The sequence below is a fragment of the Janthinobacterium glycogeni genome (assembly GCF_051380725.1).
GTDB lineage: Bacteria > Pseudomonadota > Gammaproteobacteria > Burkholderiales > Burkholderiaceae_D > Janthinobacterium.
Map to the genome: position 1 here is coordinate 1 of NZ_JBNYXP010000019.1, position 24,938 is coordinate 24,938.

The 24,938-nt window shown below is 64.4% G+C and carries 25 protein-coding genes; 7 read left to right on the forward strand and 18 right to left on the reverse strand.

Annotation, left to right across the window (positions count from 1 at the left end; genetic code table 11):
* Nucleotides 1–190: 190 nt before the first annotated feature.
* Together ACQ4W4_RS26240 and ACQ4W4_RS26245 are read right to left on the reverse strand one after the other, a co-directional pair.
* On the reverse strand, nt 191–487 hold the full coding sequence (locus ACQ4W4_RS26240) for a hypothetical protein (RefSeq protein ID WP_436544454.1): 297 nt from the start codon (nt 485–487) through the stop codon (nt 191–193).
* 80 nt (nt 488–567) lie between these two features.
* On the reverse strand, nt 568–1,008 hold the full coding sequence (locus ACQ4W4_RS26245) for a carboxymuconolactone decarboxylase family protein (RefSeq protein ID WP_141168623.1): 441 nt from the start codon (nt 1,006–1,008) through the stop codon (nt 568–570).
* A 103-nt stretch (nt 1,009–1,111) separates the two neighbouring features.
* Here ACQ4W4_RS26245 and pdxR point away from each other — a divergent pair, with 103 nt between their 5' ends.
* Complete coding sequence (gene pdxR / locus ACQ4W4_RS26250) at nt 1,112–2,596, forward strand: MocR-like pyridoxine biosynthesis transcription factor PdxR (protein ID WP_436544455.1); 1,485 nt, start codon at nt 1,112–1,114, stop codon at nt 2,594–2,596.
* On the opposite strand, the gene ACQ4W4_RS26255 is transcribed toward pdxR, so the two are convergent.
* The 5 genes from ACQ4W4_RS26255 to trxC form a co-directional block, all read right to left on the reverse strand.
* Nucleotides 2,553–3,155: a DUF1287 domain-containing protein gene (locus ACQ4W4_RS26255; RefSeq protein WP_436544456.1), complete on the reverse strand. Its 603-nt coding sequence runs from the start codon at nt 3,153–3,155 to the stop codon at nt 2,553–2,555. The genes pdxR and ACQ4W4_RS26255 overlap by 44 nt on opposite strands.
* Nucleotides 3,156–3,217: 62 nt before the next feature.
* A complete protein-coding gene (locus ACQ4W4_RS26260; RefSeq protein ID WP_436544457.1) occupies nt 3,218–3,553 on the reverse strand; it encodes a DUF6616 family protein in 336 nt (111 codons plus the stop codon).
* Nucleotides 3,554–3,571: 18 nt separating this feature from the next.
* Nucleotides 3,572–4,318 (reverse strand): HEAT repeat domain-containing protein, encoded by a 747-nt coding sequence (locus tag ACQ4W4_RS26265; protein ID WP_436544458.1) that lies wholly within the window; start codon nt 4,316–4,318, stop codon nt 3,572–3,574.
* Nucleotides 4,315–4,824 carry a MarR family winged helix-turn-helix transcriptional regulator gene (locus ACQ4W4_RS26270; RefSeq protein ID WP_436544499.1) on the reverse strand — a complete coding sequence of 170 codons (510 nt, stop codon included), beginning with the start codon at nt 4,822–4,824 and terminating at the stop codon, nt 4,315–4,317. Before ACQ4W4_RS26270 ends, ACQ4W4_RS26265 begins: the two co-directional genes overlap by 4 nt.
* A gap of 70 nt (nt 4,825–4,894) precedes the next feature.
* Nucleotides 4,895–5,347 (reverse strand): thioredoxin TrxC, encoded by a 453-nt coding sequence (trxC, locus tag ACQ4W4_RS26275; protein WP_436544459.1) that lies wholly within the window; start codon nt 5,345–5,347, stop codon nt 4,895–4,897.
* A 147-nt stretch (nt 5,348–5,494) separates the two neighbouring features.
* Between trxC and ACQ4W4_RS26280 the strand changes: the two genes are divergently transcribed.
* The gene (locus ACQ4W4_RS26280; RefSeq protein WP_436544460.1) at nt 5,495–6,937 is read left to right on the forward strand and encodes a coniferyl aldehyde dehydrogenase; all 1,443 of its coding nucleotides are present in this window, start codon (nt 5,495–5,497) and stop codon (nt 6,935–6,937) included.
* On the opposite strand, the gene ACQ4W4_RS26285 is transcribed toward ACQ4W4_RS26280, so the two are convergent.
* The gene (locus ACQ4W4_RS26285; RefSeq protein ID WP_436544461.1) at nt 6,938–7,543 is read right to left on the reverse strand and encodes a LysE/ArgO family amino acid transporter; all 606 of its coding nucleotides are present in this window, start codon (nt 7,541–7,543) and stop codon (nt 6,938–6,940) included.
* 204 nt (nt 7,544–7,747) lie between these two features.
* On the opposite strand from ACQ4W4_RS26285, the gene ACQ4W4_RS26290 reads away from it, so the two are divergent.
* Both ACQ4W4_RS26290 and ACQ4W4_RS26295 read left to right on the forward strand, forming a co-directional pair.
* Nucleotides 7,748–8,638 carry a LysR family transcriptional regulator ArgP gene (locus ACQ4W4_RS26290; protein ID WP_436544462.1) on the forward strand — a complete coding sequence of 297 codons (891 nt, stop codon included), beginning with the start codon at nt 7,748–7,750 and terminating at the stop codon, nt 8,636–8,638.
* Between the two features lie 105 nt (nt 8,639–8,743).
* Entirely contained in the window at nt 8,744–9,766 is a 1,023-nt protein-coding gene (locus ACQ4W4_RS26295) for an alpha/beta hydrolase (RefSeq protein ID WP_436544463.1), read from the forward strand.
* A gap of 106 nt (nt 9,767–9,872) precedes the next feature.
* Here the strand turns inward: ACQ4W4_RS26295 and ACQ4W4_RS26300 are convergent, their stop codons facing one another.
* From ACQ4W4_RS26300 to ACQ4W4_RS26330, 7 genes are all read right to left on the reverse strand, one after another.
* On the reverse strand, nt 9,873–10,499 hold the full coding sequence (locus ACQ4W4_RS26300; protein WP_436544464.1) for a phasin family protein: 627 nt from the start codon (nt 10,497–10,499) through the stop codon (nt 9,873–9,875).
* A 280-nt stretch (nt 10,500–10,779) separates the two neighbouring features.
* Entirely contained in the window at nt 10,780–11,115 is a 336-nt protein-coding gene (locus ACQ4W4_RS26305; RefSeq protein WP_436544465.1) for a hypothetical protein, read from the reverse strand.
* Between the two features lie 27 nt (nt 11,116–11,142).
* Entirely contained in the window at nt 11,143–11,514 is a 372-nt protein-coding gene (locus ACQ4W4_RS26310; RefSeq protein WP_436544466.1) for a VOC family protein, read from the reverse strand.
* 71 nt (nt 11,515–11,585) lie between these two features.
* The gene (locus ACQ4W4_RS26315; protein WP_436544467.1) at nt 11,586–12,191 is read right to left on the reverse strand and encodes a pyridoxamine 5'-phosphate oxidase family protein; all 606 of its coding nucleotides are present in this window, start codon (nt 12,189–12,191) and stop codon (nt 11,586–11,588) included.
* 10 nt (nt 12,192–12,201) lie between these two features.
* Nucleotides 12,202–13,479: a YncE family protein gene (locus tag ACQ4W4_RS26320; RefSeq protein ID WP_436544468.1), complete on the reverse strand. Its 1,278-nt coding sequence runs from the start codon at nt 13,477–13,479 to the stop codon at nt 12,202–12,204.
* A 54-nt stretch (nt 13,480–13,533) separates the two neighbouring features.
* The gene (locus tag ACQ4W4_RS26325) at nt 13,534–14,304 is read right to left on the reverse strand and encodes a creatininase family protein (protein ID WP_436544500.1); all 771 of its coding nucleotides are present in this window, start codon (nt 14,302–14,304) and stop codon (nt 13,534–13,536) included.
* A 630-nt stretch (nt 14,305–14,934) separates the two neighbouring features.
* Nucleotides 14,935–15,852 carry a LysR family transcriptional regulator gene (locus tag ACQ4W4_RS26330; RefSeq protein ID WP_436544469.1) on the reverse strand — a complete coding sequence of 306 codons (918 nt, stop codon included), beginning with the start codon at nt 15,850–15,852 and terminating at the stop codon, nt 14,935–14,937.
* A 137-nt stretch (nt 15,853–15,989) separates the two neighbouring features.
* Here ACQ4W4_RS26330 and ACQ4W4_RS26335 point away from each other — a divergent pair, with 137 nt between their 5' ends.
* Entirely contained in the window at nt 15,990–17,213 is a 1,224-nt protein-coding gene (locus ACQ4W4_RS26335) for an FAD-dependent monooxygenase (protein WP_436544501.1), read from the forward strand.
* Nucleotides 17,214–17,449: 236 nt separating this feature from the next.
* On the opposite strand, the gene ACQ4W4_RS26340 is transcribed toward ACQ4W4_RS26335, so the two are convergent.
* The 3 genes from ACQ4W4_RS26340 to ACQ4W4_RS26350 form a co-directional block, all read right to left on the reverse strand.
* The gene (locus ACQ4W4_RS26340) at nt 17,450–19,096 is read right to left on the reverse strand and encodes a methyl-accepting chemotaxis protein (protein ID WP_436544470.1); all 1,647 of its coding nucleotides are present in this window, start codon (nt 19,094–19,096) and stop codon (nt 17,450–17,452) included.
* Nucleotides 19,097–19,184: 88 nt separating this feature from the next.
* Nucleotides 19,185–20,306, reverse strand: coding sequence for a patatin-like phospholipase family protein (locus ACQ4W4_RS26345; protein WP_436544471.1), 1,122 nt, complete (start codon nt 20,304–20,306; stop codon nt 19,185–19,187).
* Nucleotides 20,307–20,618: 312 nt separating this feature from the next.
* Nucleotides 20,619–21,545, reverse strand: a complete 927-nt coding sequence (locus ACQ4W4_RS26350; protein ID WP_436544472.1) for a LysR family transcriptional regulator — start codon at nt 21,543–21,545, stop codon at nt 20,619–20,621.
* Nucleotides 21,546–21,678: 133 nt separating this feature from the next.
* On the opposite strand from ACQ4W4_RS26350, the gene ACQ4W4_RS26355 reads away from it, so the two are divergent.
* The gene (locus ACQ4W4_RS26355; RefSeq protein WP_436544473.1) at nt 21,679–23,214 is read left to right on the forward strand and encodes an MFS transporter; all 1,536 of its coding nucleotides are present in this window, start codon (nt 21,679–21,681) and stop codon (nt 23,212–23,214) included.
* Nucleotides 23,215–23,433: 219 nt separating this feature from the next.
* On the forward strand, nt 23,434–24,654 hold the full coding sequence (locus ACQ4W4_RS26360; RefSeq protein WP_436544474.1) for a maltoporin: 1,221 nt from the start codon (nt 23,434–23,436) through the stop codon (nt 24,652–24,654).
* Nucleotides 24,655–24,938 lie beyond the last annotated feature (284 nt).

Here is a 24,938-nt window from a genome sequence, read left to right on the forward strand (position 1 = left end):
TAAGGGCGGATACGGCATCCAGTTACCCGGTCTTGATATGCCTACCAAGATTTTGACAGCGGTCGATACCGTTCGCAATACCACGAACGGCATGAGGGGAAGAATACAAGGTCGGATCAGGTTCGCAGAACCGTAATCCGACAACATTGTTGGCGGGTGACGTCGGATTACGCGCAAGCGCTAATCCGACCTACGGCCAGGGCGCAGGCGTCACATCCAGATACTGCGCCCCGCCCTGCTCCGGTTCCACCTCATTGCGCTGCGCCGGCTGGTTCAAGGAACCGGCCGGCGAACGCAAGCTCAAGATTTCCTTGCGCGTCTCGACGAAGTCGGCGGAACTGAGGGGGTGTTGCTGGTCGGGCCAGTGGCTGACGGCCCATTCCTGCAAAGCTTCAAAGCGCCGCCACAGTTCGGCGATGAATTCGCGGCGCGCCTCTTCCTCCTGCTGCGGCGTCTTTTCGGCGCCTTCCCCGATAGGTACTTGCATGGCTGCTCCCTGGCTGATCAATCGTCCTGCCAGACTACGCAGGGAGCGGCCATGCGTCTGTTCGCGAACGAACACAGGATTTATTCGGGCATCTTGCGGAAACCCACGGCCAGGCGGTTCCAGGTATTGATGGAGCCGATGGCCAGGGTGACGTTGACCATTTCCGCCGGCGTCAATTGCTGCGCCAGCGCCGCATACACGTCATCGGGCGCCTGGCTTTGCGGCAGCAGGGTCAGCGCTTCCGTCCAGGCCAGCACGGCCCGCTCGCGCGCCGTAAAAAACGGCGTTTCGCGCCAGACGGACACGGCATACAGGCGGCGCTCCGTTTCGCCCGCCTTGCGCGCATCGCTCGTGTGCATGTCCACGCAAAAGGCGCAGCCGTTGATTTGCGAGGCGCGCAGGCGGATCAGTTCGAGCAGCGAGTGTTCCACGCCCAGTTTGGCGATGGCCGCTTCCAGCGCGTACATGGCCTTGACGGCGTCCGGCGAAGCTTGTGTAAAATCGAGTCGTTGCTGTGTCATGATGCATTCCTTGATGAGTAGAGATGCACCATTGTAGAAGCGCAAGCAGCGCGCGCGGCAGGCCAATCCTGCCGAAAAACGGCAGACCACCAACAGATACTCCATGGAATTACATATCCTGATCGACGGCACGCGCGACCTGGGCGGCCAGCTGTACCGCCAGCTCAGCGAGGCCATCCGCTCGGGCCGGCTGACGGACGGGCAGCAATTGCCGCCCTCGCGCCTGCTGGCCAGCCAGCTGGGCCTGTCGCGCAAGACGGTGTCCGACGTATATGACAAACTCGGCTATGAAAAGCTGCTGGTCGGCAAAGTCGGCGTGGGCAGCTTCGTGCAGACGCCGCATGCCTCGCCGCAGCGCCGCCACGCCAGCGCGCCGCTGGCCAGCGCGCAACGCATCGCCCGCTGGGAAGCGACGCCCACGCCCCTGCGCCGCGCCAACCAGGAAACGCCGGCGCGCTACGCCTTCATCGGCGGACGCGCCACGCCAGCGCACTTCCCGCAGGACGAATGGCGCGCCTGCATGCTGTACGCGCTGCGCCAGGGCGGCCAGGCGCGGGGCCGCTATGGCCCCGCGGAAGGCATGCCCGCCTTGCGCGCGGCGATCGCCGGCCATGCCGCCTTCAGCCGCGGCATCCATTGCACCGAGGAACAGGTACTTGTCACCAGCGGCGCGCAGCAAGCCTTGCACCTGCTCGCGCTTACCCTGCTGGAACCGGGCGACACGGTGGCCGTGGAAGAACCCGGCTACCCCGTGGCGCGCGCCGTGTTCGCCAGCCAGGGCGCGCGCGTGGTGGGCGTCGAAGTGGACGAGGATGGCATCATGGTCGGCCAGATTCCCGATGGCACGCGGCTGATCTATGTCACGCCCGCGCATCAATTTCCGCTCGGCATGCCGATGAGCATGGCGCGCCGCCATGCCTTGCTGGAACGGGCGCAGCAGCTGGGCGCCATCATCATCGAGGACGATTACGACAGCGCCTTCCGCTACGAAGGCCGGCCCGAGGATGCGCTGCAAAGCATGGACCGCTACGGCATCGTCGCGCACGTGGGCAGCTTTTCCAAAATCATGCTGCCGGAACTGCGGCTCGGCTATGTGGTGCTGCCGCAAGCCATCGTGGCCGCCGTGCAGACGGTGAAATACCTGAGCGATTGCCATACGGCCAGTCTGGGCCAGCATGCGCTGGCCAAGTTCATCGGCGATGGCCATTTGCTGCGCCATATCCGCCGTTGCCACGACATCTATGCAGGGCGGCGCGAGCGGCTGCAGCACTGGTTCAACGGCCCCTTGGCCCCATGGTTCCGCCTGGTGCCGGCCAGCGCCGGCTTCCACGTGGCGGCGCTGGCGCAGGCGCCGCTCGATATCGCCGAATTGCTGCGCCGCGCGCGCCTGGCCGACATCAGCCTGTATGCGCTGGCCGGTTTTTACCACGGCCCCGCCCGTCATGAAGGCCTGTTCCTCGGCTATGGCGCCATCGACAAGCTCGATATCGACACGGCGCTGGCCAAGGTGCTGGCGATCCTGCAGGAGATCGCGCCCCTGTCCCTCAGCGGGATTGCCGGCCGGGTTGCCAGCGATAGTGCCCCGTGATCGGATAACTGAATAAAATATTCTCCTCGCGCGCGCCCTCGCCGATGTTGTGGATGATCAGCGGCACGCCGCTCCACGACTGCTTGTCGCTGACGATGCCGATGTGCGTGAGGTTGCGCGGCAGGCGCCACGTGACGATGTCGCCCGCGCGGTAAGCGTTTGCTTCTTTGCTCGGCGGCAGGCTGGTGCCGTGGCGGGCAAAGTAGGTGCCCAGGTTCGGCACGCGGCGGTGGTCGATATTGCGGTCCGGCCCCTTCATCTGCCAGCGTCCCTGCTGCTGGTACACCTGCCAAGCCTTGCGCATGTCTTCGTGCACCAGTACCTGCAAGTCCTGCCCCAGCTGGCGGTAGGCGCGCACCACCACGTCCGTGCACACGCCACGTGCTAGCGGCACGTCGCCGCCCGGATAGGCGAGCCGTTCATAGCGCGGGTCGTACTGCAGGGTCACGCCCACCTGCTTGCGGGCGGCGGCGACGAGGGCTTGCGGGGTGGCAGGAACGGCCGACGCCAGCAGGGGCGCCAGGGCAAGCATCACGGTGAAAAGCGGTTTGATCGGCATCAACGTCGGTGGTCGGATGGAAATGCCAACTCTACCGCAGCGGCAAGAAAAACGGCGGACGCCTAGACGCCGGCCAATTGTGCCAGGTGGCCAGGGAAATCCACGGCCGGTCCCGCCGCATTGACGGTGTCAAAATAATCATGCCAGCCCGTGGCGGCGATACCGGCCAGCAAGGCGTCCAGTGCCGCCTCGTCCGGAAAGCGCCAGACGGCATAGAATTGCTGGGCAGCCGCATGCAGCTTGCCGCCATCGACGGCGCCCATGGCCAGCGCTTCGGCGCCGCTGCCGGACAAGGCCGCCATGCCGGCCCCCACCGTGTCGAAATACGCCTGGCGCGCGGCGCCGTCGAGGGCCAGCCAGGCGGGTTTCGGGCTGTACAGCTCCAACAGGTAATGCATGTTTTTTCCTCCAAAAAGTTAAGAAAGCGAGCGCTGGGCGCGCTTGCAAATGCGTGCCGTGGTGGCAGCGGGGCTGTCCAGCAGCCATTGCGCGCACAGGCCGCGCACCCAGTCCGGCTGGCTCTTGGCCGCATCGTTGAGCCAGTTGGCCACGGAATCCTGCACGTAGACGGCCGGGTCGGCGCGCAGGGGCAGCAACAGGGGCAAGGCCAGCTGCGGCTCTTCTTTTAAGCGGGCAAGATGCGCGCACCACACGCCGCGCGGGCGCAGCGCTTCGCAGGCGAAACGGCGCAGGCGTTCCGACGGGTCCGCCGTCCATGGCGCCAGCAAGGCAATGGCCTCATCAAGACGCTCCGCCAGATGGGGCCGCAGCGCCAGCCAGGCCCATTCACGCACGCCGAAGTGGCCATCGTCGGCCAGCGGCCGCATGGCCGTCAGCCGTTGCGGCAAGGTCAAGCCAGTTTGGGCGGCGATGGCAAAGCAGGCCCAGCCACGGACCGTGTCGGACGCATGTGCTTGCAATTGCGCAAGATCAACGTTGGCCTCCAGCAGCAATTGCGCCGCCAAGGCCATGCGTTTGGTGATGCCGGCCGCTTCCAGCGCGCGCATCCGCTCCAGGCGGGCGGCGCCGATTCCCGGCACGGCGGCGGACAGCAACTGGGCGAAATCGATGGCCAGCCCTTCCGTCAGGGTGGCGCTGGCCACGCTGCCCCCGTTCAGCAGGGCCAGGCGCGCGGGAGCGATGTCGGCGATGCCGCCGCTCATACCGCACCCCGGTCCGTCTTGCGCCAGGCCTTTTCCAGCAGCGCACTCAATAGCTGCATTTCGTCCGGCGTGAAATCGGCAAACAGGCTGGCGATCCATTGCGCGTGCTCGTCGACCAGGGTCGCGGCGGCGCCTTCTCCCTTGGCGCTCAGGCGCACCAGCAGCTTGCGCCGGTCGAGCTGGTCAGGATGGCGCGCGAGGAAGCCGTCGCGTTCCATGCCGTCGAGCAAGCCCGTGATGGTGCCGCGCGTCACGCCGGCCCGCTCGGCCAGTGCGTGCGGCGAGAGTCCCTCGGGCACGTCGCGCAGCAGGGCCAGCAAGACGAACTTGCCTTCCGACAAGCCATGCCGGCCCAGGCGCGCGGCGCAATCGCCATCGACGGCCGACGCCAGACCCAGCACTTCAAAGCACAGGCGCAAGCGCGCCGTGGACTGCGCCATGTCGAGACCGCTGGCGCGGCGCTGCACGTCGCTGAGCAAGGCCGTGTATTTCTGTTCGAGTTTTATCATATGGCGCAATATAATATGGCGCCATATCAAATGTCAAATGGAAAACCTCAATGGCTTTCTTGTCGGTTCAAAGGCGGGCTTTGTCCCTTGCCCAGGCGACGATGGCATTGGCATCGATGGCGCCCGGCTGGCGCGCCACTTCCGCGCCCCTGCGAAACAGGACCAGCGTGGGAATGCTGCGGATATTGAAACGGCTGCCCAGGTCCGGCGACGCTTCCGTATTCACCTTGACGACGCGGAACGCCGGCTCCAGTGTCTTGGCGGCTTGCACATAGAAGGGCGCCATGCTGCGGCACGGGCCGCACCACGGCGCCCAGAAGTCCACCAGCACGGGAATGTCGCTGCGTTCGATATGCTTGAGGAAACGGGCGCTGGCCAGGTCCACGGGCTGGCCCGTAAACAAATCCTTCTGGCACTTGCCGCAGGTGGGCTGCTCAATCAGCCGGGTCGCCGGCAAGCGGTTGACGGCGTCGCAATGGGGGCACACGATGTGCAGGGAATCTGGCGTGGTCGAAGTCATGGCGTTCCTGGAAAAGGTGGCGTACAGTTGCCGCACATTTTACGGCGTATCGAACGGCGCCGTCGGCATGCTGGCGGCGCATGTTCACATAGTCCACTATAGTGTGCCGGAACGGCGCGCACATTGCCGGGCCAGCCAAGGAAAACAATGCCTGATGTCGCAGAAAACATGGAGTTAAACACCCCGCCTGCCCACGCGGACCTCGCCGCCGCCCTGGCCTTGCAGCGTGCCGCCCACCTGGCCCACCCCGTGCCCACGCTTGCCGAGCGCAAGCGCGACCTGCACACCTTGCAGCGCTTCCTGCGCGACCACAATGAGGCGCTGTGCGCGGCGATCAGCGCCGATTATGGCAACCGTTCCCACCACGAAACCTTGCTGGCGGAGATCTTTCCCGCCATCGACGGCATCGACCACGTACTGAAACAGTTGAAAAAATGGATGCGGCCGCAACGGCGTGGCGTGGACTGGCACACCTTCCCGGGCGCCCGCAACCGCGTGATCCCGCAGCCGCTGGGCGTGGTGGGCGTCATCGTGCCGTGGAATTTCCCCGTGAACCTGAGCCTCGTGCCCTTGACGTACATCTTCGCCGCCGGCAACCGCGCCATGGTCAAGATGAGCGAAAACTCGCGCCACCTGGCCCGGCTGCTGATCGACACCATGCCTGCTTATTTTCCACCGGAAAAACTGCAGTTCTTTGACGAGACGGGCGGCGTGGGCATCGCGTTTTCACAGTTGCCGTTCGACCACCTGCTGTTTACGGGCTCCGGCCTGACGGGCCGGGCCGTCATGGCGGCGGCCGCGCGCAATCTGTGCCCCGTCACCCTGGAGTTGGGCGGCAAGGCGCCGGCCATCGTCTGCGCCGGTTTCGACGTGCGCACGGCAGCCGAGCGTATCCTGTTCGTCAAGTGCCTGAACGCGGGCCAGATCTGCACGAGCGTCGACCATGCCTGGCTGCCCGAAGCGGACGTCGCCGCCTTCGTCGCGCATGCACGCCAGATCGTGCCCACGCGCTACCCGGGGCTGGACACGCCCGACTATACGTCCATCATCGACGAAGCCGCCTTTGAACGCCTGTTGCAGGCGCTCGACGAGGCACGCGCACGGGGCGCGCAAGTGATTTCGCTGTTGCCGGGACCAAGCCACGACCGCGCCACGCGCAAGATCGCGCCGCATATCGTGCTCGACGCCCCCGAGGACAGCCTGCTGCTGACGCGGGAAATCTTCGGCCCCATCCTGCCGCTGCGCGACTATGCGAACCTGGACACCGTGATCGACAGCATCAACGCGGGGCCGCGCCCGCTGGCCATCTACCCCTTCAGCAACGAGGCCAAGACCGTGCAATTGCTGATCGAACGCGTGATGTCGGGCGGCGTGTCCGTCAATGACGCCCTGTTTCATGTCGGCCAGCACGACCTGCCCTTCGGCGGCGTGGGCGAGTCCGGCATGGGCCACTACCACGGCGTCGAAGGTTTTCACACGTTCAGCAAGCTGCGGCCCGTGTTTTATCAGGCCCGCTACAGCGCCTTGACACTGCTGCGTCCGCCGTATGGCAAGCTGGCCAGCCGCGTGCTGGCCTTCCTGACCCGCTGATTACAGGAACAGCGACGCGGCGATGGCCCACATGACGAGGGCGATGATACCGTCGAGCACGCGCCACGCCATGGGTTTGGCAAACACGGGCGCCAGGTAGCGGGCGCCAAAGCCCAGCAGGAAGAACCACAGGGCCGACGCCATGATGGCGCCGCCGGCGAAGTGAAAGCGTCCCACGCCTTCATGCTGGCCGCCGATCGAGCCGAGCAGGATAACCGTGTCGAGGAAGGCGTGCGGGTTCAGCAGGCTGAACGCGAGCGCCGCGCCGATCACGGCCCAATAGCCTTCGGGCGCCTTGGCAGCCGACACCGTCATGGCCGTCGGGCGCCAGGCCGACTTGGCCGCGCGCAAGCCGTAGGCGATCAGGAAGGTGGCGCCGCCCGCCTTGGCCCACAGCAGGAAATTGGGATTGTCGGCAATGAAGGTGCCCATGCCGGCCACGCCGGCCGTGATCAGGATGGCGTCGCACAGCAAACATACAAGAATGCAGGTGAGCACGTAGTGGCGCTTCAGGCCCTGCTTGAGCAAGAAGGCGTTCTGTGTGCCGATGGCCACGATCAGGCTCGCGCCGAGCCCCATGCCTTTCAAGAAAATTGCGCTGTCCATATCGATTCCTTTCTATTGCTTTCCATCACGCGCACGGCCGCCCACGCTCTGCCGGCAACGGCAAAGTCATCAGAGGTAGGTGGAGGGTGGTGCGGAACCAGGGGGACCGCGCGGCAGAGTGGAGTTGTTACCCTATTTCAACAGTGTAAAGAAAAAGTAAATATAAGTATAATGAATGATTCTAACCATATATAAGAGAAACTTATGCGCGTCGTCGATTACCGAGGATTGGCCGCCCTCGACGCCGTGATCGGCCTGGGTAGCTTTGAAAAGGCCGCGCAGGCGCTGGCGATCAGCCAGCCGGCCGTGTCGCAGCGCATCCGCACCCTGGAAAACCTGGAAGGCACCTTGCTGATCATCCGCAGCCACCCGCCCCTGCCGACGGAAGCGGGCCAGCGTCTGATCGCCCACTACCGGCAAGTCAAGCTGCTCGAAGCTGCGCTCGACGCCCAGCCGGGCCCCACCACGCAATTGCCGGCGCTGGCCATCGCCGTCAACGCCGACAGCGCCGCCACCTGGATACCGGAAGCGCTGGGGCCGCTGCTGTCGCCACCGTCGTGCCTGCTCGATATCCGCCTCGACGACCAGGACCACACCCTGAGTCAGCTGCGCGAAGGACGCGTGTTTGCCTGCGTCACCAGCGCCAACGACCTGGTGGCCGGCACCACGGCCACGCCGCTGGGCGGCATGCGCTACCTGTGCGTGGCCTCGCCCTCGTTTGCGCAACAATGGTTTCCCCATGGATTTACGGTGGAAGCCGTCAGCCAGGCGCCCGCCATCACCTTCGGCAGCAAGGACGCGCTGCACGAGCGCTACCTGCAGCACCGCCTCGGCTACACGGGCCGCTATCCGCATCATGTGCTCGGTTCGGCGCGCGACTTCGTGCGCTTCATCGAAGCGGGCTATGCTTATGGCATGGTACCCCTGCTGCAGGCGGAAACGGCGCTGGCCGCCGGCAGGCTCGTCGACGTGGCGGCCGGGCAGGCGCTCGACGTGCCCCTGACCTGGCATGCCTGGGATATCCAGACGCCGCTCACGCGCACCCTGTCGGACGCCGTCATCGCCACGGCGCGCAAATGGCTGTTACAGGATTGATTGACGCATGCCACATTTATCTATGCCAGACAGCAACTTCCCCGTGTGCGCCCTGCCCAACCTGGCCTACACTGCAAGCATCAGCCATCACCATCGGGAGCCAGCATGACGATCCTGCGCACCACCCTGCTCGGTTTGCTGGCGGCCATCCCGCTCGCTGCCGGCCTGGCCGCCTGCTCGCCCTTGATGGCCATCAATGCCCTGTCGTCCGGCAGCGCCTCGCAAGTGACGCGCGGCCTGTCCTACGGCCCCCTGCCACGGCAGAAACTCGATGTGTACGCCCCCAAGACCCGCACGGGACCCGTGCCCGTGGTGGTGTTCTTTTATGGCGGCAACTGGACGACGGGCGAGCGCGCCGACTATGCCTTCGTTGGCCACGCGCTCGCGGCGCGCGGCTACCTGGCCGTGATCGCCGACTACCGGCTGTATCCGGACGTGCACTACCCCGAGATCTTGCAGGATGCGGCCCGCGCCGTGGCCTGGGCCGCGATGGAATCGAGCCGTTATGGCGGCGATCCTACGCGTCTGTTCGTCATGGGCCATAGCGCCGGCGCCTACAATGCGGCGATGGTGGCGCTCGACGCCAGCCTACTGGCGCGCCACGGTATGCGCCCGCACGACTTGCGGGGCTGGATAGGCCTGGCCGGCCCCTATGATTTCCTGCCGATCGAAAATACCACCACCCGGCCCGTCTTCTTTTACCCGGACACGCCCGCCTCTTCGCAGCCCATCCATCACGTGACGGCCGACGCCCCGCCCGCCCTGCTGATCGCCCCCCTGCCCGGCAAGGACAAGCTCGTCGATCCGCAACGCAACACGGGCGGCCTGGCCAGCGCCTTGCGCGCGCTGCACCGGTCCGTGACGGAAACCTATTTCGACCATGTGGGCCACGCCACCCTGGTCGCCACGCTGGCGGCCCCGTTGTACAGGCTGGCGCCCACGCTGGACGCCGTCAGCGCCTTCATCGATGCAAACAGTGGCGCCGGCAACGCGGTCTCGTCTGCGGTCTTGCCCGCAGTCTTGTCAGATGCCGCCTTGCCGGCAGGCCTGGCCTTGCCGCTCCGCTCACCTGGCACTGGCACGCCAGCCCCGGAGCTGCACGCCTACGACAAAACGCCCGCCCCGTGAAGGGCGGGCGCTCTGCCCAAACCAATACGCACAATGCCGCCTGCCGGCTGGCCGCATAGCGAGGCTCGGCCCTCGCGATGCGGCTCAGCTGCAAACAGCTTCGTACTTACTCTTTACGGCTGGCGCTGCTGCTCTTGCTTTGAGCGGAGCCCGCTTGCGATGCGCTGCCGCTGGCCGAGCTTTCGCTGCCGGACGACTGCTGGCTGCCCTGGTGGCTGGCGCTTTGCAGGCTTTGACCATCACGGCGTTGCTGCTCGCGGCTGGCGCCGTTTTGCTGATAGGCCTGGAACGGTTCGGCCATGCGCTGCATCGCTTCCTGCTGCTTGCGCACGTTTTTCTCCGTTTCTTCCGACGCCGTGCGGGCCACTTCTTCGGCCAGGGCCTTGGCGGTACGGCTCGTTTCATTCACATGACGCTCTGCCACGTTGGCCAGTTCGACCTGCGTATCGGCCGCCAGGCGCGACAACTGTTGCTGATACTTGCGCAGTTGCTCGGCGGCTGGCTGGCCCGAGGCGGCGGCCACCTGGAACACATCTTCTGCGCGCTCGACCGTCAGCAGATTCTGGCTGGTGACCGTGCTTTCTTCCAGCAAGCCTTGCGCCAGTTGCATGTTCAGGTCACTGAAATGCTGCACCGACTGAAACAAGGACTTCGACAGGCCATTGAAGAAAGCCAGTTGCGCTTCCAGATGGTTTTTGGCGGCGGGGGTAACACTACGGGAATATGGATACATGGAGTTCCTCATTAATTAGCGGTTGGGTGGACATAAACAGATGGCGACACCACCGGCTGTCGGACGGTGAGACAGACGGCCGGGCTACGCCACGAAACGCGAAAAAACATATCCGATTGGTGGGAAGATGCTTTGCAACGCGAGTCCCAAGGCTACGTGAGCACCGCAGGTGAGGCATGATCTGGATCAAAGGTGCGCTGGGCTGCGCAAAAAGTTTGCGCTGGACGGCTTGCTCTTGGCAAACGTCAGTAATGGAAAGGAAAATCTGTGTCAGGCAAGCTCAGCCAGCGGCGCCCGTGCCCGGCACGACGGGCTTGTAGCCATGGCTGCGCAGTGACGCTTCCAGCCAGCGGTTGCCATACCAGCCGCGTGCCAGCAGGTAACTGAGTTGCGCGCCGGCCATCAGCAGCATCATCGGGCCGATGCGCATTTCGGTGACAAGATGGCTGCCGAACCACAGGCACGCATCCATCGCCAGCATGAGCAGCACCAGCCACCAGCGGCGCTTCGCGACAGCCCAGAACGAACCCAGGAACAGGGCCGGCCAGGAAAAACCCGCTTTGACGTAGGCATAGCGACCGGCTTCATCGGCAAACAGGGTGGCGCTGTGCTTCATGCTGCTCTCTTCAGGTAGTGTCCGGCATCAAGGCTCGGGACGGTGGCAGACGGCTTCGACATTGTGACCGTCCGGCCCCAGCACGAAAGCGCCATAGTAATTCGGGTGGTACAGTGCGCGGATGCCAGGCGCGCCATTGTCCTTGCCGCCCGCTTGCAGCGCGGCCTTGTAGAACGCGTCCACCTGGGCGCGGTTGTCCGCCGCGAAGGCGAGATGCATGCCGGCATGCGGCGTGCCGCCCACGCCGAACCAGAAATCGGGCTTGCCATCCTTGCCCATGCCAACCCAGCCCTGCTCTTCCATCACTACCGACACGCCCAGGGGCGCCAGGGCGGCCGAAAAGAAGGCCTTGCTGGCCTGGGCATCGCTGACAGTCAAACCAATGTGATCAAGAATCATGATGGAGCTCCTTGCAGGCAGTGGGAAAGGAAGGGCAGTATGCACCAACATTGCTTTTTAAGCAAGCAAAGCTACAGATCGGGCGCGTAGCGGGCGACCATCTGCTCCTGTGTTTCCAGAGGACCAGTACTTCCCGTCTGGTCCCCGATCATCCGGCCCATCGTCGGCAAGACGGAGCGTTCGACCTGGGCCGCGCCATCCCACAGGCGCGCACGCATCAGGGCCTTGGCGCAGTGCAAATAAGCTTCGGCCACGCGCAGGCGCATGACCAGGCGCGGCGGGTTGCGCTCGCCTGCAAAATACGCCAGCAGCGCCGGATCGTCGCTAAGACTGGCTTCGCCATTCACGCGCAAGGTTTCATCGACGCCGGGGATCATGAACAGCAGCCCCGCCCTCCCCGTCTCGGCAATATTGCTGAAACTGTCGAGGCGGTTATTGCCCTTGGCATCGGGCAGCAGCAGGGTATGGGGATCGAGCACGTGCACGAAACCGGGCGCACCGCCGCGCGGCGAGGCGTCGAGCTGTCCGCCAGCGCCGCCCGTGGCCAGCACGGCGAACGGCGACAGCCCGATGAAGGCGATGCAATGCGGGTCGAGGTAGCCGAGCTGCTTGCTCAGCGCCCGCCCCTGCGCGGGCGGATAATGCGCGCGCAGTTGCTCCAGCGAATCGATTCCCATGTGCCCCCCGCTAGCGCAGGTTGCCCGTATGCCCGAGCGAATAACGGCCCGGCTGCGGCCATACGGTCAGGCCGTGCGGCTCCTGGCCGACTTTCACTTTGGATACGTCACCGCTGTTCGTATCGATGCGGTACACCACGTCGTCGAAACGGCCGGACAGCCACAGGTACTTGCCGTCGGCGCTCACGTTGCCCATGTCGGGGCTGCCGCCGCCGGGAATCGGCCAGTTCGCCACCACTTTTTCCGTGGCGAAATCGATCACGCTGACGCTGCCCTTGCCATTGCGCTTGCCGTGGATGCGGTGCGTGCCGCGGTTGGCCACGTACAATTTCTTGCCATCGCGGCTGGGGTACAGGCCGTGCGCGCCCACGCCCGTCTGGATAAAGCCGATTTCCTTCAGGGTGGCGCCATCGACGATGTGCACGCCGTCGGCATCCATGTCGGCGATGAAGAATTTCTTGCCGTCCGGCGAGATGCGTATATCTTGCGGCATGCCCTTCTTGACGCTGCAGATTTCATTGGCCGGGCCGCCCACGGGGCCGGACTCGGCAAAACGCTTGGCCGGCATCTGCAATTTCAGATAGCCGTCGACCTTGCGCCCCACCAGGTCGATCTTGGCGATGGTGCCGTCGAATTCGCAGGTGAACATGGCGTAGCGGCCGTCATTCGAGAAATCGGCATGGTTGATGCCGCCGCACTGGGGCGTGTCGATCGAATACTGCATGGCCATGGTCTTCGGATCGCGGAAATCGAGGCGGTGGCGCGCTTCGGCCACGACGATGGCCGACTTGCCGTCCGGCGTGAAATACATATTGTAGGGGTCGTCGACGGGTACTTCCTTGCCCGGCTTGCCCGTCAAGGGGTCAACCGGCGTCAGGCTGCCCTTGTCCGTGCGCTCGGCATTGTTCGCCACCCACAGGGTGCGCAAGTCCCACGACGGCACCACGTGCTGCGGACCGCTGCCGACCTTGAACTTGTCCACCACTTTCAGGCTGTCCTGGTCGATCACGTAGACGTCGTTCGAGCGCAGGTTGGGCACGTAGACGCGGCGCAGGTGATCCTTGACGACGGGACTCATATTGCTGCTGGCGATACTGCCGTACACGTTTTTCGGATCGACCAGCGGCGGCATGCCCGGCAGCGGAGAATAGGCTGCCGCCGGCGCCGCAGCGACTGCGGCTGGGGCCGGTGTGCTGGCGCCGATGACCTGGCTGGCCACGCCCAGACCGGCCAGTGCGGCAGCCAGGGCGGATAAGGTAACGATGGTGCGTCGTTGAGATTTTTTCATGTGATTTCGCGTCGTTTCGTTGCAAAAGCCGGAAGTTCAGCACTTCCAGCGGAATTATTTATTGCGTTGCAGCAATTGCTTGATGGCAGCCACCGACGTGTCCACCTGCAGCTTGATGCCGATCTGGCCCAGTTCAGCCGTGGCACGCGTGGCGTCGCCGCGCACGCCGTCCGCCACGCCGGGCTTCGGACCATGGGCCATGGCCTCGCTGCGCACCAGCGACGGGTCCGTCGCCAGCATCAGCGCCGCGTCCGCCAAGCCTGCGTGCAGGCCGATCTCGGCGCTGCTGTGGCCGCGCTTTTGCAGTTCGGCAATATAAGCCGATTGCGTAATGTCATAGTAATCGAGCAAGGCATACGCGTGCGCGTCCTTGCCGGCGGGCGCCTTGCCCCAGGCGCGGTTGAGCTTGTTGGCCACGTTCTGCTCGTTCTTCTGGTAACCGCCATGGTCGCCGATAAAGATGATGTCGCGGAAGCCATGCTGGCGCAAGCTGGCGGCCGCCCCTTCCAGCACGGCTTCGAAGGCGGCCGGCGGTATCGAGATCGTGCCGGCAAAGCGCATGTGGCCGGCCGGCGGCGAAATACTGCCTTCCGGCACGTAGGAAACGACGGGGGCGACGATGGTATTGCCCAGCTTTTGCGCAATCTGCCGCGCCAGCAGGCCGGCACGCACATTGTGCTTGCCCAGCGCGATATACGGCCCGCTCTGCTCGACGCCGCCGATCGGCACGAGCACGGTCGTTGCGCCATGCTCGATACGGCTGCGCAACTCCGTGCTGGTCAGCTCCTCCAGCATGACGCTGCCGCTAGCAGGCGCGGCCGCCATGGCCGGCGCCGCGACCAGCAGACAAGAAAAAGTCAGGGCGAACAGGGAAACGAGGGGCTTGCGTGAAAGGCGGAGCGTGGATGGCGCGCAAGGCGCCGTTTGCGAGGGGGACTGCAGAGTCATAAGCCTACATCTTTCCGAGGTCAAAACGTGACGCCGTGCCCGGCCTTGCCAGGCAAGCTGGCTGCCACGCAAGAATTGTATTCCATCATGACGGGAACGGCACGTTAATTTGGCGCGGCAGTTTGCGAGGAATTGACGAGGGGAAACTATCTATCAGACGGTTGTCGCGTTAGCCTCGCCCGCCTTGTCATTGCGGGGAGTCTCGGTGCGCTGCCCGGCACAGGCCTTGAGCGAGCGCATCGTCTTGGGAAGGCCTTCCCGAACTTGTCTGGCAACGCCTGGTTCGAACAGAAAGGCAAGAGCACTATAATTGAATTGTTTTTATGCGTCGGTAAATGAGTGTTGGCTTCGTCCCGCGCATCGTGTGCGTGCTGTATGCGGCCGGGTCGCCGATGGTTCGACGAAATAGGACTAGAAGGTTCGCAACGGCGCGGAACATGCCAACGACGGAAACCGCAGCCCTGGAGCAGACATTCGGCTATTCGGGCGCGTTCCTCGACTCGATTTTCATCTTGAGCCGCTCCCGACTCCTTCCAAGCGCATCTGTATGAATTCCAGTAAAGCCCGAACCCGCGCAGTCACGGAATGCCGATGGCTGTACGCGCCAAGCAATTGCAGCGGCGCAGGGATCAAGTCCAGCGGCACCTCCTGCAAGCGGCCTGCGGCAAGATCTTCCTGGCATGGATAGGCCGCCACTATCGCGAAGCCGATGCCTTGCCGCGCGCCCGCCAATGCCAGTTCTCCGCTGTTAACACGATAGCGGCTACGCACGGATATCTTCACGATTTCGCCTGTGGCGTCGAGAAACTGCCAGGGCTGGCCCTTTAACGCACTCAAGGTGGTAATGCAAGGCAATGACCTAAGTTCACGCACGTGGCGCGGTATGCCAGTTTTGGCCAGCAGGGCGGGCGCCGCGACCACGATGCTGGGCAGCGTAGCGAGTTCGCGGGTGATGAAGGTACTGTCATCCTGGCGCCCACGATGGAAGACGATGGACAGGTCCATGTCTTCCCGGAGAGCTTCCAGACCGGTCAGGCGCGTGTCGCACTCCAGCTCGACACCGGGATGGAGGCTACAGAATTCGGCCAGGATAGGAGCTAGCAGCCTTGGCGCTTCGCCTGGCATGCACATCCTTAGGGTGCCGCGCAGTTCACCCTGTACTGCGCCAAGCTCTTCCTCGGTGGAGAGCAAGGCGTCGAGCAAGGGCTTTGCGCGTTCGTAGAGCAGCGTGCCAGCTTCCGTCATGCGCAGGTGGCGGGTGCTGCGTTCCAGCAAGCGCACGCCCAGCATGCGTTCCAGCGAGGCGACGTGGCGGCTGACGTTGGAAGATGGCAGGGTCAGCAGGCGTGCCGCGCCGGCAAAGCTTTGTTCATCGACGACCGCCACGTAAACGCGGACTGTATTCAGGTCGAGGGCATTGCGCATGATTATCCCGATTAAGGTATGAAAGCCGCCCATTTTCACATACTAGTACTCCACAGTGGCGGAATTTAAGATGCCGTCTCGTCCGATGGACCGCCGTCGGCGGCGCATCGGGACGGATTGAATAGGAGAGCTTCAGCATCGAAATCGGAATACTTGGCGGCGGCATTGCAGGGTTGAGCGTGGCGCTTGCCTTGAGCAAGCAGGGGTACAGTCCCCGCGTATATGAACGCCGGGCGGAGCCTGCGACGATGGGGGCTGGCGTTACGCTCTGGCCCAATGCCGGCTTTGTGCTAGAGGAACTAGGGCTGCTGCAAGACATCGCTGCAGTGGGAGGCCGGCCAGTGGCCATGCACCGTCAGGATGCCGCGGGCAATTCTTTGGGGGGCATCGATATTGCGCTGCTAGACCAGATTATGGGACATCCGACCCATACGATTTTGCGCCGGGACTTGCAAGCGGTACTGCTGGATCATGCGGCACAGGCCGGGATCCCGGTAGAATTCGGGCATCGGGCGGTGGCGATCGACCTCGATGCTGGCGGCAAAGCCGTGGCGCGGTTCGAAAACGGGGTAAGCATTCGTCCGGATCTGCTGATCGGCGCCGATGGCCGCATGGACTCGGTGGCACGCCGGTTCGTCGCGGGGGACAACACGCCAGTTTATCAGGGCTTCGTGAACTGGGTGGGTGTGGCGCAGGCGCAGCGTGCATTGGTGGGCGATATCGCGATTCGGGATTATTGGGGCTCGGGGGATCGCTTCGGTTGCGTGGCGGTCCGGCCGGATTTGGTCTACTGGGCGGCGGCGCAGGCACGGCCATTGCCGGGGGCGGCGCCCGCAGCGGATATGCGTAAGGAGATTGAGGATCTGTTCGCGGGATGGCCGGAGCCTGTCACCCGCATCATCCAGGCGACACCGACGCATGCCGTCCGACTGATCGCCGTGCACGACCTGGAGCCGCTGCACACGTGGAGCCGGGCGAATGTGCTGCTCGTGGGGGATGCGGCGCACGCGCCGTTGCCGACATCTGGCCAGGGCGCTTGTCAGGCGCTGGAAGACGCCTGGCATCTGGCTCGGTGTCTGGTTGGGACGGACGGCTGCCTCGATGACGCCTTGCTGCGCTTCGCGGAGCTCCGCCGGCCGAAGACCGCGAAGCTGGCCGAGCAGGGTCGCGTTTTCGCGCGCGGGCTGTTTGCCACTGATCCTGAAGCCTGCCGCATTCGCAATGAGCGGGCCAAGGCGTCCGATCCCTTGCGTGACGTGCATGCCTTGGCAGCAGGATGGGCGCAGGGTTTGCCGATGGCCGGCTGCACGGACGGCACGCCGGTGGACAGCGCTGGCTCCGGCAGTCTGTACCGCCTCTGAAAGACTGTGCCAATGTAGCCACCGCATGGCGTCTCCGGCCGCGAGACGCCTCACTATTGAGCGAGCCTGGCATTTTCGGACACTTTCATTTGATAAGCTTGTGAAACGGAGTGAAGTCAAGGCTTCTGTCACCCGTTCGTATGCCTGCAATGGGGAGACTCGGAACATCCACGCTCCCGCACGAGACAGTGACATCACCAAAGAAAAACCCCGGCGTACCGGGGCGGTTACAACGATCAAGCGCGGGCGCTGCGGCCCGGCAGTGCCAGGCGCCGGCTGTCCGAGGCAGCAGCCGGGGCTGGCAAGCCGCCCGCCACCGTCAGCGATTTACCCTTGGCATCGCCACGCAGGCGGAATACGGCCACCACGTCGACCAGTTCCACGGCGCGGTCTTGCAGCGAGGACGCAGCGGCGGCCGCCTCTTCCACCAGCGCCGCGTTCTGCTGGGTGACCTGGTCCATTTGCGAAATGGCCTGGTTCACCTGCTCGATGCCGGCGCTTTGCTCGTGGCTGGCGTTGGCGATGTCGCCCATGATGTCCGTCACGCGGCGGATGCTGGCGACGATTTCCTCCATCGTCGCACCCGCCTGGTCGACCAGCGCGCTGCCCGTGTTGACCTTGTCGACGGAATCCTCGATCAAGCCCTTAATTTCCTTGGCGGCAGCCGCCGAGCGCTGCGCCAGGTTGCGCACCTCTGTTGCCACCACGGCGAAGCCGCGGCCCTGCTCGCCTGCGCGGGCCGCTTCCACGGCCGCGTTCAGCGCCAGAATATTGGTTTGGAAGGCAATGCCGTCGATCACGCCGATAATGTCGGCGATCTTCTTCGCCGATTCGTTGATCGAACCCATCGTGCCCACCACTTGCGCCACCACGGCGCCGCCCTTGCGCGCCACGTCCGAGGCCGACACGGCCAGCGAGTTTGCCTGGCGCGCATTGTCCGTATTCTGGCGCACGGCCGAGGTCAGCTCTTCCAGGCTGGAGGCCGTTTCTTCCAGCGACGACGCCTGCTGCTCCGTGCGCACGGACAGGTCCGCATTGCCCGCGGAAATCTGCGCGGCCGCCACGCTGACCGTATCGGCCGAGGCGCGCACGGTGGCGATCACGCCGACGATGCGCTCAAGGAATTTATTGAAGGCGGTGGCCGTGCGGCCCACTTCATCCATGCGCTCGACGGGCATGGCGGCGGACAGGTCCAGCGAGGCGCTGACGCGCTCCAAGGTGTGTTCGATATTGCCCAGGCCGCCGCTGATGGTGCGGTAGATATGCCAGGCCAGCGCGCCCGTCAGCAACACGGCCACGCCCAGCACGGCCAGCATGGTGTTGAACGCCGTATCGTAGGCGGCCAGGCTTTCCGCTTTGACATCATCGACCAGTTTGTTGTTGTAGGCGATATGGTCATCCATGCTTTTCTTGGCGGCCGCAGCCGTGATGGCCAGCGGCGTGCCGGCCAGCAAGGTGGCACGCACGCCATCCATGTCGCCCGCGTAGGCGGCGGCAAAGAACGGCACCAGCGCGCGGCGGTACGCTTCCATGGCGGCCTGGTCGGCGTCGAGCATCTTGCTGTCCGTCGCGTCGTACAGGCGCTCGGCGCGGTAGGTGGCGATGACCTTGTCGAAATTCGTGTTGGCATCGGCCACGGCCTTGTCCAGCGCCGTCTTGTCGGCCAGGTTGGAGAACACGGACAGGCGGTAGCCGGCCAGACGCGAATCGGCCAGGAAACCCTTGGCCGCATTCAGGCCCTGGATGCTGGGAATGATGCGATTTTGCACGGTGTCGAAGCGCTCCTGGGCGCGCTGCAGCTGGATGGCGCCGCCGGCGCCCAGCAAGAGCAGGGCCAGCAAGGCGATGGTGAGAGTCAAAATGAGTTGCTTGGTGATATTCATGGTGTTTCACAGTCAAAAGAGCAGCCTGGCGGGGCCAGGCAGGATGAGTAGCTGCCGATCGGGTGGCCGGGATCGGTTGCTGGCGGTGCTAAGCGGCCAGCGGCGCGGCGTCCGGCGTGCGGCGCAGCAAGTCGCCATGCTGGCGGCAAAACGCCAGGCCCGCCTTGTGGCCCACATCGAACAGCAGCTGCATGTTCGAACTGGACCAGTCCAGGGTGTCGGGCCAGTGCTGTTCCGGGATGCCGCCCATCAGGTCGAGCTTGAGCAAACGCCGCTTGGGCTGGCCTGTGCGCGCATCCGTGTTGTGCTCGAGTTCGAACAGGCGCAGCTCGCTCTTGGAGATTTTCACCAGCGGCGTGATGATGGAGCGCACCCAGGCGTCGTACAGGTTGCGCGGCTTGCGCAGCAGCCGCTCGTCGCCGAGGATGTCAAGGATGACCAGGGTGTCGGCGTCATGGTGTTCGCCCTTGCCTTCGATAAACGGGTCGAAATTGAGCGTGTCGAGCGCCGCGCCTTCGATGTAGTCGTCGCCGTTGATGGTCGTGGGCGCATACAGGAAGGGAAACGACAGCGCGGCGCGTACGTGGATGGGCTCGATCTCGTGCTTGCCCCAGATTTGCATGCGGTGCTCGCTGAGGTTATAGGCATTGATGTAGAAATCGGGGCGCATGCGCGCCACGCCCGAGAAATCCACGGCTTTTTCCAGGAAGGGCAAATGCGCGCACAGGCCCAGGCTTTTCGCCGACAGGTCCGATGGCGACAGCGACGACACCATCAGCTTGCCCCAGTCCGACCAGGCCGTGGGCACGCCCGCAAACGTTTGCTGGAAGGCCTGAAAAAAGGGATTGTTGGCAGGCGGCTGGAAGGCGTCGCGGAAGGTGCTCGCACGCATGCCCGGCTTCTGGAACACCTTGTAGTTGATCGGAATCATCTTGTAGATGCTGTCGGCCACACCCGTGTCGGCCCAGCTTTGCAAGGCCTGGCGCGGCGTGGCTTCATGCGGCGTCGTGTAAAGCAAACCCATCAACACTCCCGCGCCGGACGCGGATATGACGTCGAACTCGATGCCCTCATCGAGGAAAGCGGCCAGGGCGCCAGCGATCAAGGTGGAATTTGGTGCACCGCCACCCAGCAGCAAACCCGTTTTGCCTGCCGGTTTCGCGGTCGCGGCTGGCACCGGATCCGGCGGCGTCGTCATCACTGTCTTCATGCACACTCCCTGAACGGAACGGGGCAGTCACCCCTTAATTGTTGGTTACTACACGCTTATGGCGCCTAATCCTGCGCATGTTCCCGCAACTGCCAGGCAGATGCAATGTTGCAGAAACAGATATGAAATTAACATAAATAAATGCCATATGGCAATTTCAATAACGTATGACTGGTATTCAGGAAGGGCATAAGCAGATGCTGTGCGGCATTGCTTGATGCGACGCAGCAAATATAAATTTAGCGCCTTAGGATTAATCGCTTTGGGGTAGGAATATTCCCCAACCCGCCGCCGGCGCGGCGGCCAGGGGCATCAAGCGATGGAGGCAGGGTCGGGAGGGGGCGAGGAAAAATGCAGGTGGGTACACAGATGGTCAACAAAGACGCGGATCTTGGGCGACAGGTGGCGGCTCGACGGCCACAACACCCAGAACTTGCTCGAGTACAGCAAGCTGTCGGCCAGCACGGCTTGCAGTTCGCCGCGCGCGATGGCGTCGCGCACGATAAAGTCAGGCAAATAAGCGAGGCCCACGCCCTGCGTGGCGGCGCCGATCAGCGCTTCGATATTGTTGCAGGTCAAGGCGGTCGGCAGGCGCAACTCGCCGCCGCTGTCGCCCTCGGCGCGCTGCAGCGCCCATTCCTGCAACTTGCCCGTGGTGGGGAATTTATAGCGCACGCAGGCGTGCCCTTCCAGCGCGCGCGGCGTGGCCGGCACGCCATGGCGGGCGAAATACGCGGGAGCGCCCACGATGGCAAAGGCAAACGGTCCCAGTTCGCGCGCCATCAGACGCGAATCGGTGAGCGTTCCGCTGCGCACGGCCACGTCGACGCCTTCGGCCACCACGTCGACGAGGCGGTCGTTGAAATCGAGGTCGAGCTCGATCTCCGGGTACTGGCGCGTAAAGTCGGCCAGCAGGGGCAGGATGATGCGGTAGCCGATCACGGGCAGGCTGACCTTGAGCTTGCCGCGCGGCGCCTCGGCCAGGTGCGACAGTTCCGCCTCGGCATCGCCAAGGTCAGCCAGGATGCGCTGGCAGCGTTCGTAGAATAGCGCGCCCTCGTTGCTCAAGCTGATGCGCCGCGTGCTGCGGTTGAGCAAGCGCACGCCCAGCTTTTCTTCCAGCCGCGCCACGCTCTTGCCGACGGCCGAGGCCGACACGCCGAGCAGCCGCCCGGCCGCCACATAGCTGCACGTTTCCGCCGCGCGCACGAAGGCGGCAATGCCGTTCAGATTATCCATGTCATCTCGCCATGCTGATTGGGGAATATTTGTCCGTTATGAGTGGATTTTCAGCCACTTTTTTACCCATTGCGTCCATATTATCATCGGATTCCCTCTTTCTGGAATCATTCCCATGGATACGCATCACCGTATGAAACCTGCCTCTCCGGCCCGGCGCGCCTTCGTGCTGGCCGCCGTCTGCCTGGCCGCGCTATGCATGCCGCTCAGTTTTACGGGGCCGGCCATCGCCATTCCCGCCATCGCCGCCGACCTGCGCGGCACGCCGCTGGCGCTGGCATGGATCACGAATGCCTTCATGCTCAGCTTTGGCGGCTGCCTGATGGTGGCCGGCGCGCTGGCCGACCGTTACGGCCGCAAGCGCGTGTTCTTGCTGGGCATGGCTGTGTTTTCCGCCGCCGCGCTGGCACTGTCGGCCGCGCCCGCCATCCTGTGGCTCGACGTGCTGCGCGCCGTCCAGGGCCTCGGCTGCGCCATGGCGCTGTCGAGCGGACTGGCGGCCCTGGCGCAGGAATTCGACGGCCCCGGCCGCGCGCGCGCCTTCAGCCTGATCGGCACGGCCTTCGGCGTGGGCCTGGCCTTTGGCCCCTTCCTGGCCGGCACCTTGATCACCCGCACAGGCTGGCGCGCCATTTTCATTGCCACGGCCGCGGCCGGCCTGGCCGCCCTGCTGGCCGCCGCGCGCGCCATGCGCGAATCGCGCGACCCGCAGGCGCAAGGCGTCGACTGGCCCGGCGCCCTGACGTTTACCGGCGCGCTCTCCTTGTTTACGTATGGCTTGCTGCAGGCGCCCGACAGTGGCTGGAACAGCCCCGCCAGCCTGGGGCTGCTCGGCGGCGCGGCCTTGCTGCTGGCCATCTTCATCCGCGTGGAGCGGCGCGCGGCGCGGCCCATGCTGGATCTGACCCTGTTCCGCCTGCCTGCCTTTGCCGGCGTGCAACTGCTGGCGGCCGCGCCCGCGTTTTCCTTTGTCGTGCTGCTGGTGCTGCTGCCGGCGCGCTTCATCGGCATCGAAGGCTACAGCGCGCTGGAAGCGGGACGCATGATGATCGCCCTGTCGGCGCCCATGCTGGTGCTGCCGGTCCTGGCCGGCATGGCGGCGCAGCGCCTTGCCGCCGCGCACATTTGCGCCTGCGGCCTGCTGCTGGCGGCGGGCGGCTTGCTGTGGCTATCGACGTGTGCGCCGGGCCAGTCGCCCACGACCTTGATCGGACCGCTGCTGCTGATCGGTTGCGGCATCAGCCTGCCCTGGGGCTTGATGGATGGCCTGGCTATCAGCGTCGTGCCCGTCGAGCGGGCCGGCATGGCGGCCGGCATCTTCAATACGACCCGCGTGGCGGGCGAAGGCCTGGCGCTGGCCATCGTCAGCGCGCTGCTGGGCACGTTTACTGTCGCAGCGCTGGGTGGCACCGCCGGCATCGGCGCGGAACAGGCGGCGCACGCAGGCTCCTTCCTGGCGCTGGGCGAACTGCGCCATGCGTCTACCCTGCTGACGCAGGCGGGCGCCGCCGAACTGGCACAAGCGTACGGCACGGCCTTCCGCCACTTGCTGTATGTGCTGGCCAGCATTACCACGGCCTCGGCCCTGCTGATTCTGGTCTTCCTGCGGCATCCTGCCCCTGCCGCAACGGACTCGGCCACCATACCCGCCTGCGACGCCTCCTCCTGATTTCCTCCTGCCATACACGGCGGCGCCCGCGCGCCGCCGCCCTGCCTGATGTTTCTCCGCAACACATCAAAAGTTTAGGAAGAATTCAAAGAACAAAACTAGTTTACTGATCAAAGCGCTTTGAACTATACTCAAAGCGCTTTGAAACATAGTTAAAGCGCTTTGGTTGTGCAAAGTGATGCGCGCCGATCCCACACCTATAAAAACTCTGGAGACACAATGAACCAACATTTCTTGAAAACTTTGCCTGCCGCCGTGGCGTTGGCTTTGAGCGCTTCGGCCGCCCAGGCTGCCCTGCCAATCGACTTCGGCGGCTACATTCGCTCGGGCTTCGGCACCAGCAGCGAAGGCGGCAAGGAAGCGTGTTTCGGCCTGGCCGGCGCCTCGTCCAAATATCGTCTGGGCAATGAGTGCGAAACTTACGGCGAGCTGAAATTCGGCGGCGAAGCCTTCAAGGCAGCCAACGGCACCACCTTCCGCATCAATACCCTGGTGGCGTTTTCCGTCAACCAGAACCAGGACTGGGAACAATCGGACCCGTCGTGGCGCGAAATGAACGTGGTGGCGGACAAGATCGGCACGGGCGCCTTCGCCGAAGCGCGCGCCTGGGTCGGCAAGCGCTATTACGACCGCCAGGACGTGCACATCACCGATTACTACTTCTGGAATAACAGCGGCCCTGGCGCCGGCCTGGAAAACATCGACCTGGGCGCGGCCAAGCTGGCCTACGCCATCGTGCGCACGGCCGACGACGGCGACAGCAAGCGCATGGGCCTGTCCCACGACTTGCGCTTCTCCGGCATCAAGGTCAACCCGGACGGCGAACTGACCCTGGGCCTGCAATTCAACCAGAAACGCAACGCGCAAGGCGCGGCACCCATCGCCAGCGGCCACTTGCTGACCATCATGCATACGCAAGGCAACCTGCTGGGCGGCTTCAACAAGGTGGCACTGCAGTACGGCAAAGGCAGCGCGGCCAACACGGGCGGCTTCAGCCTGGGCGCCGGCAAGGATGACAAGGTCGTGCGCCTGACGGAACAGATCATGATCCAGCCCAAAGGTTCGTGGTCGGGCATGGGCACCTTCGTCTACGAAGACAAGGAAACAGCAGGCGTGAGCAGCAAGTGGACGTCGATCGGCGCGCGCCCCGTCTACCACTTCACTGACAACTACAGTCTGGCCGTGGAACTGGGCCACGACATCGTCAAGCCGGAAGGCGGCGAAAGCCGCAACCTGACCAAGCTGACCTTCGCGCCGCAACTGTCGGCCGGCAACAGCTTCTGGTCGCGTCCCGTGCTGCGCGCCTTCTACACCTACGCCAAATGGAACAAGGCAGCCCAGTCGGCCGCCGCCGCGGAATCGGCGCTGTCGTCGACGGGCGTGTTCGGTGGCAAGACCAATGGCAGCTCCGTCGGCTTCCAAGTGGAAAGCTGGTGGTAATCGCAGGCCGCTAGAACGTTGGCAAGCGTCCCCGGACGCTTGCCGGTGGCAGCAACACCGCTCGCTATTAAAGGAGCAGGCAGTATCCGGACCCACCATTTCGCCGCTGCACGCGATGGCCGGCAGCTTCAATGTAGTGATTCAGCAGTATCCTCTTTTAGCGCGGGCGCCCCTGGGTTTGCCCGCGTATTTTTTTGGGCGCCGCCGCCGCTGGTCATCCCCCTGATCATTCCGGCATTTATCAGATAAACTACCCTTCATCGCACCGCTCCCGACCCACCCCA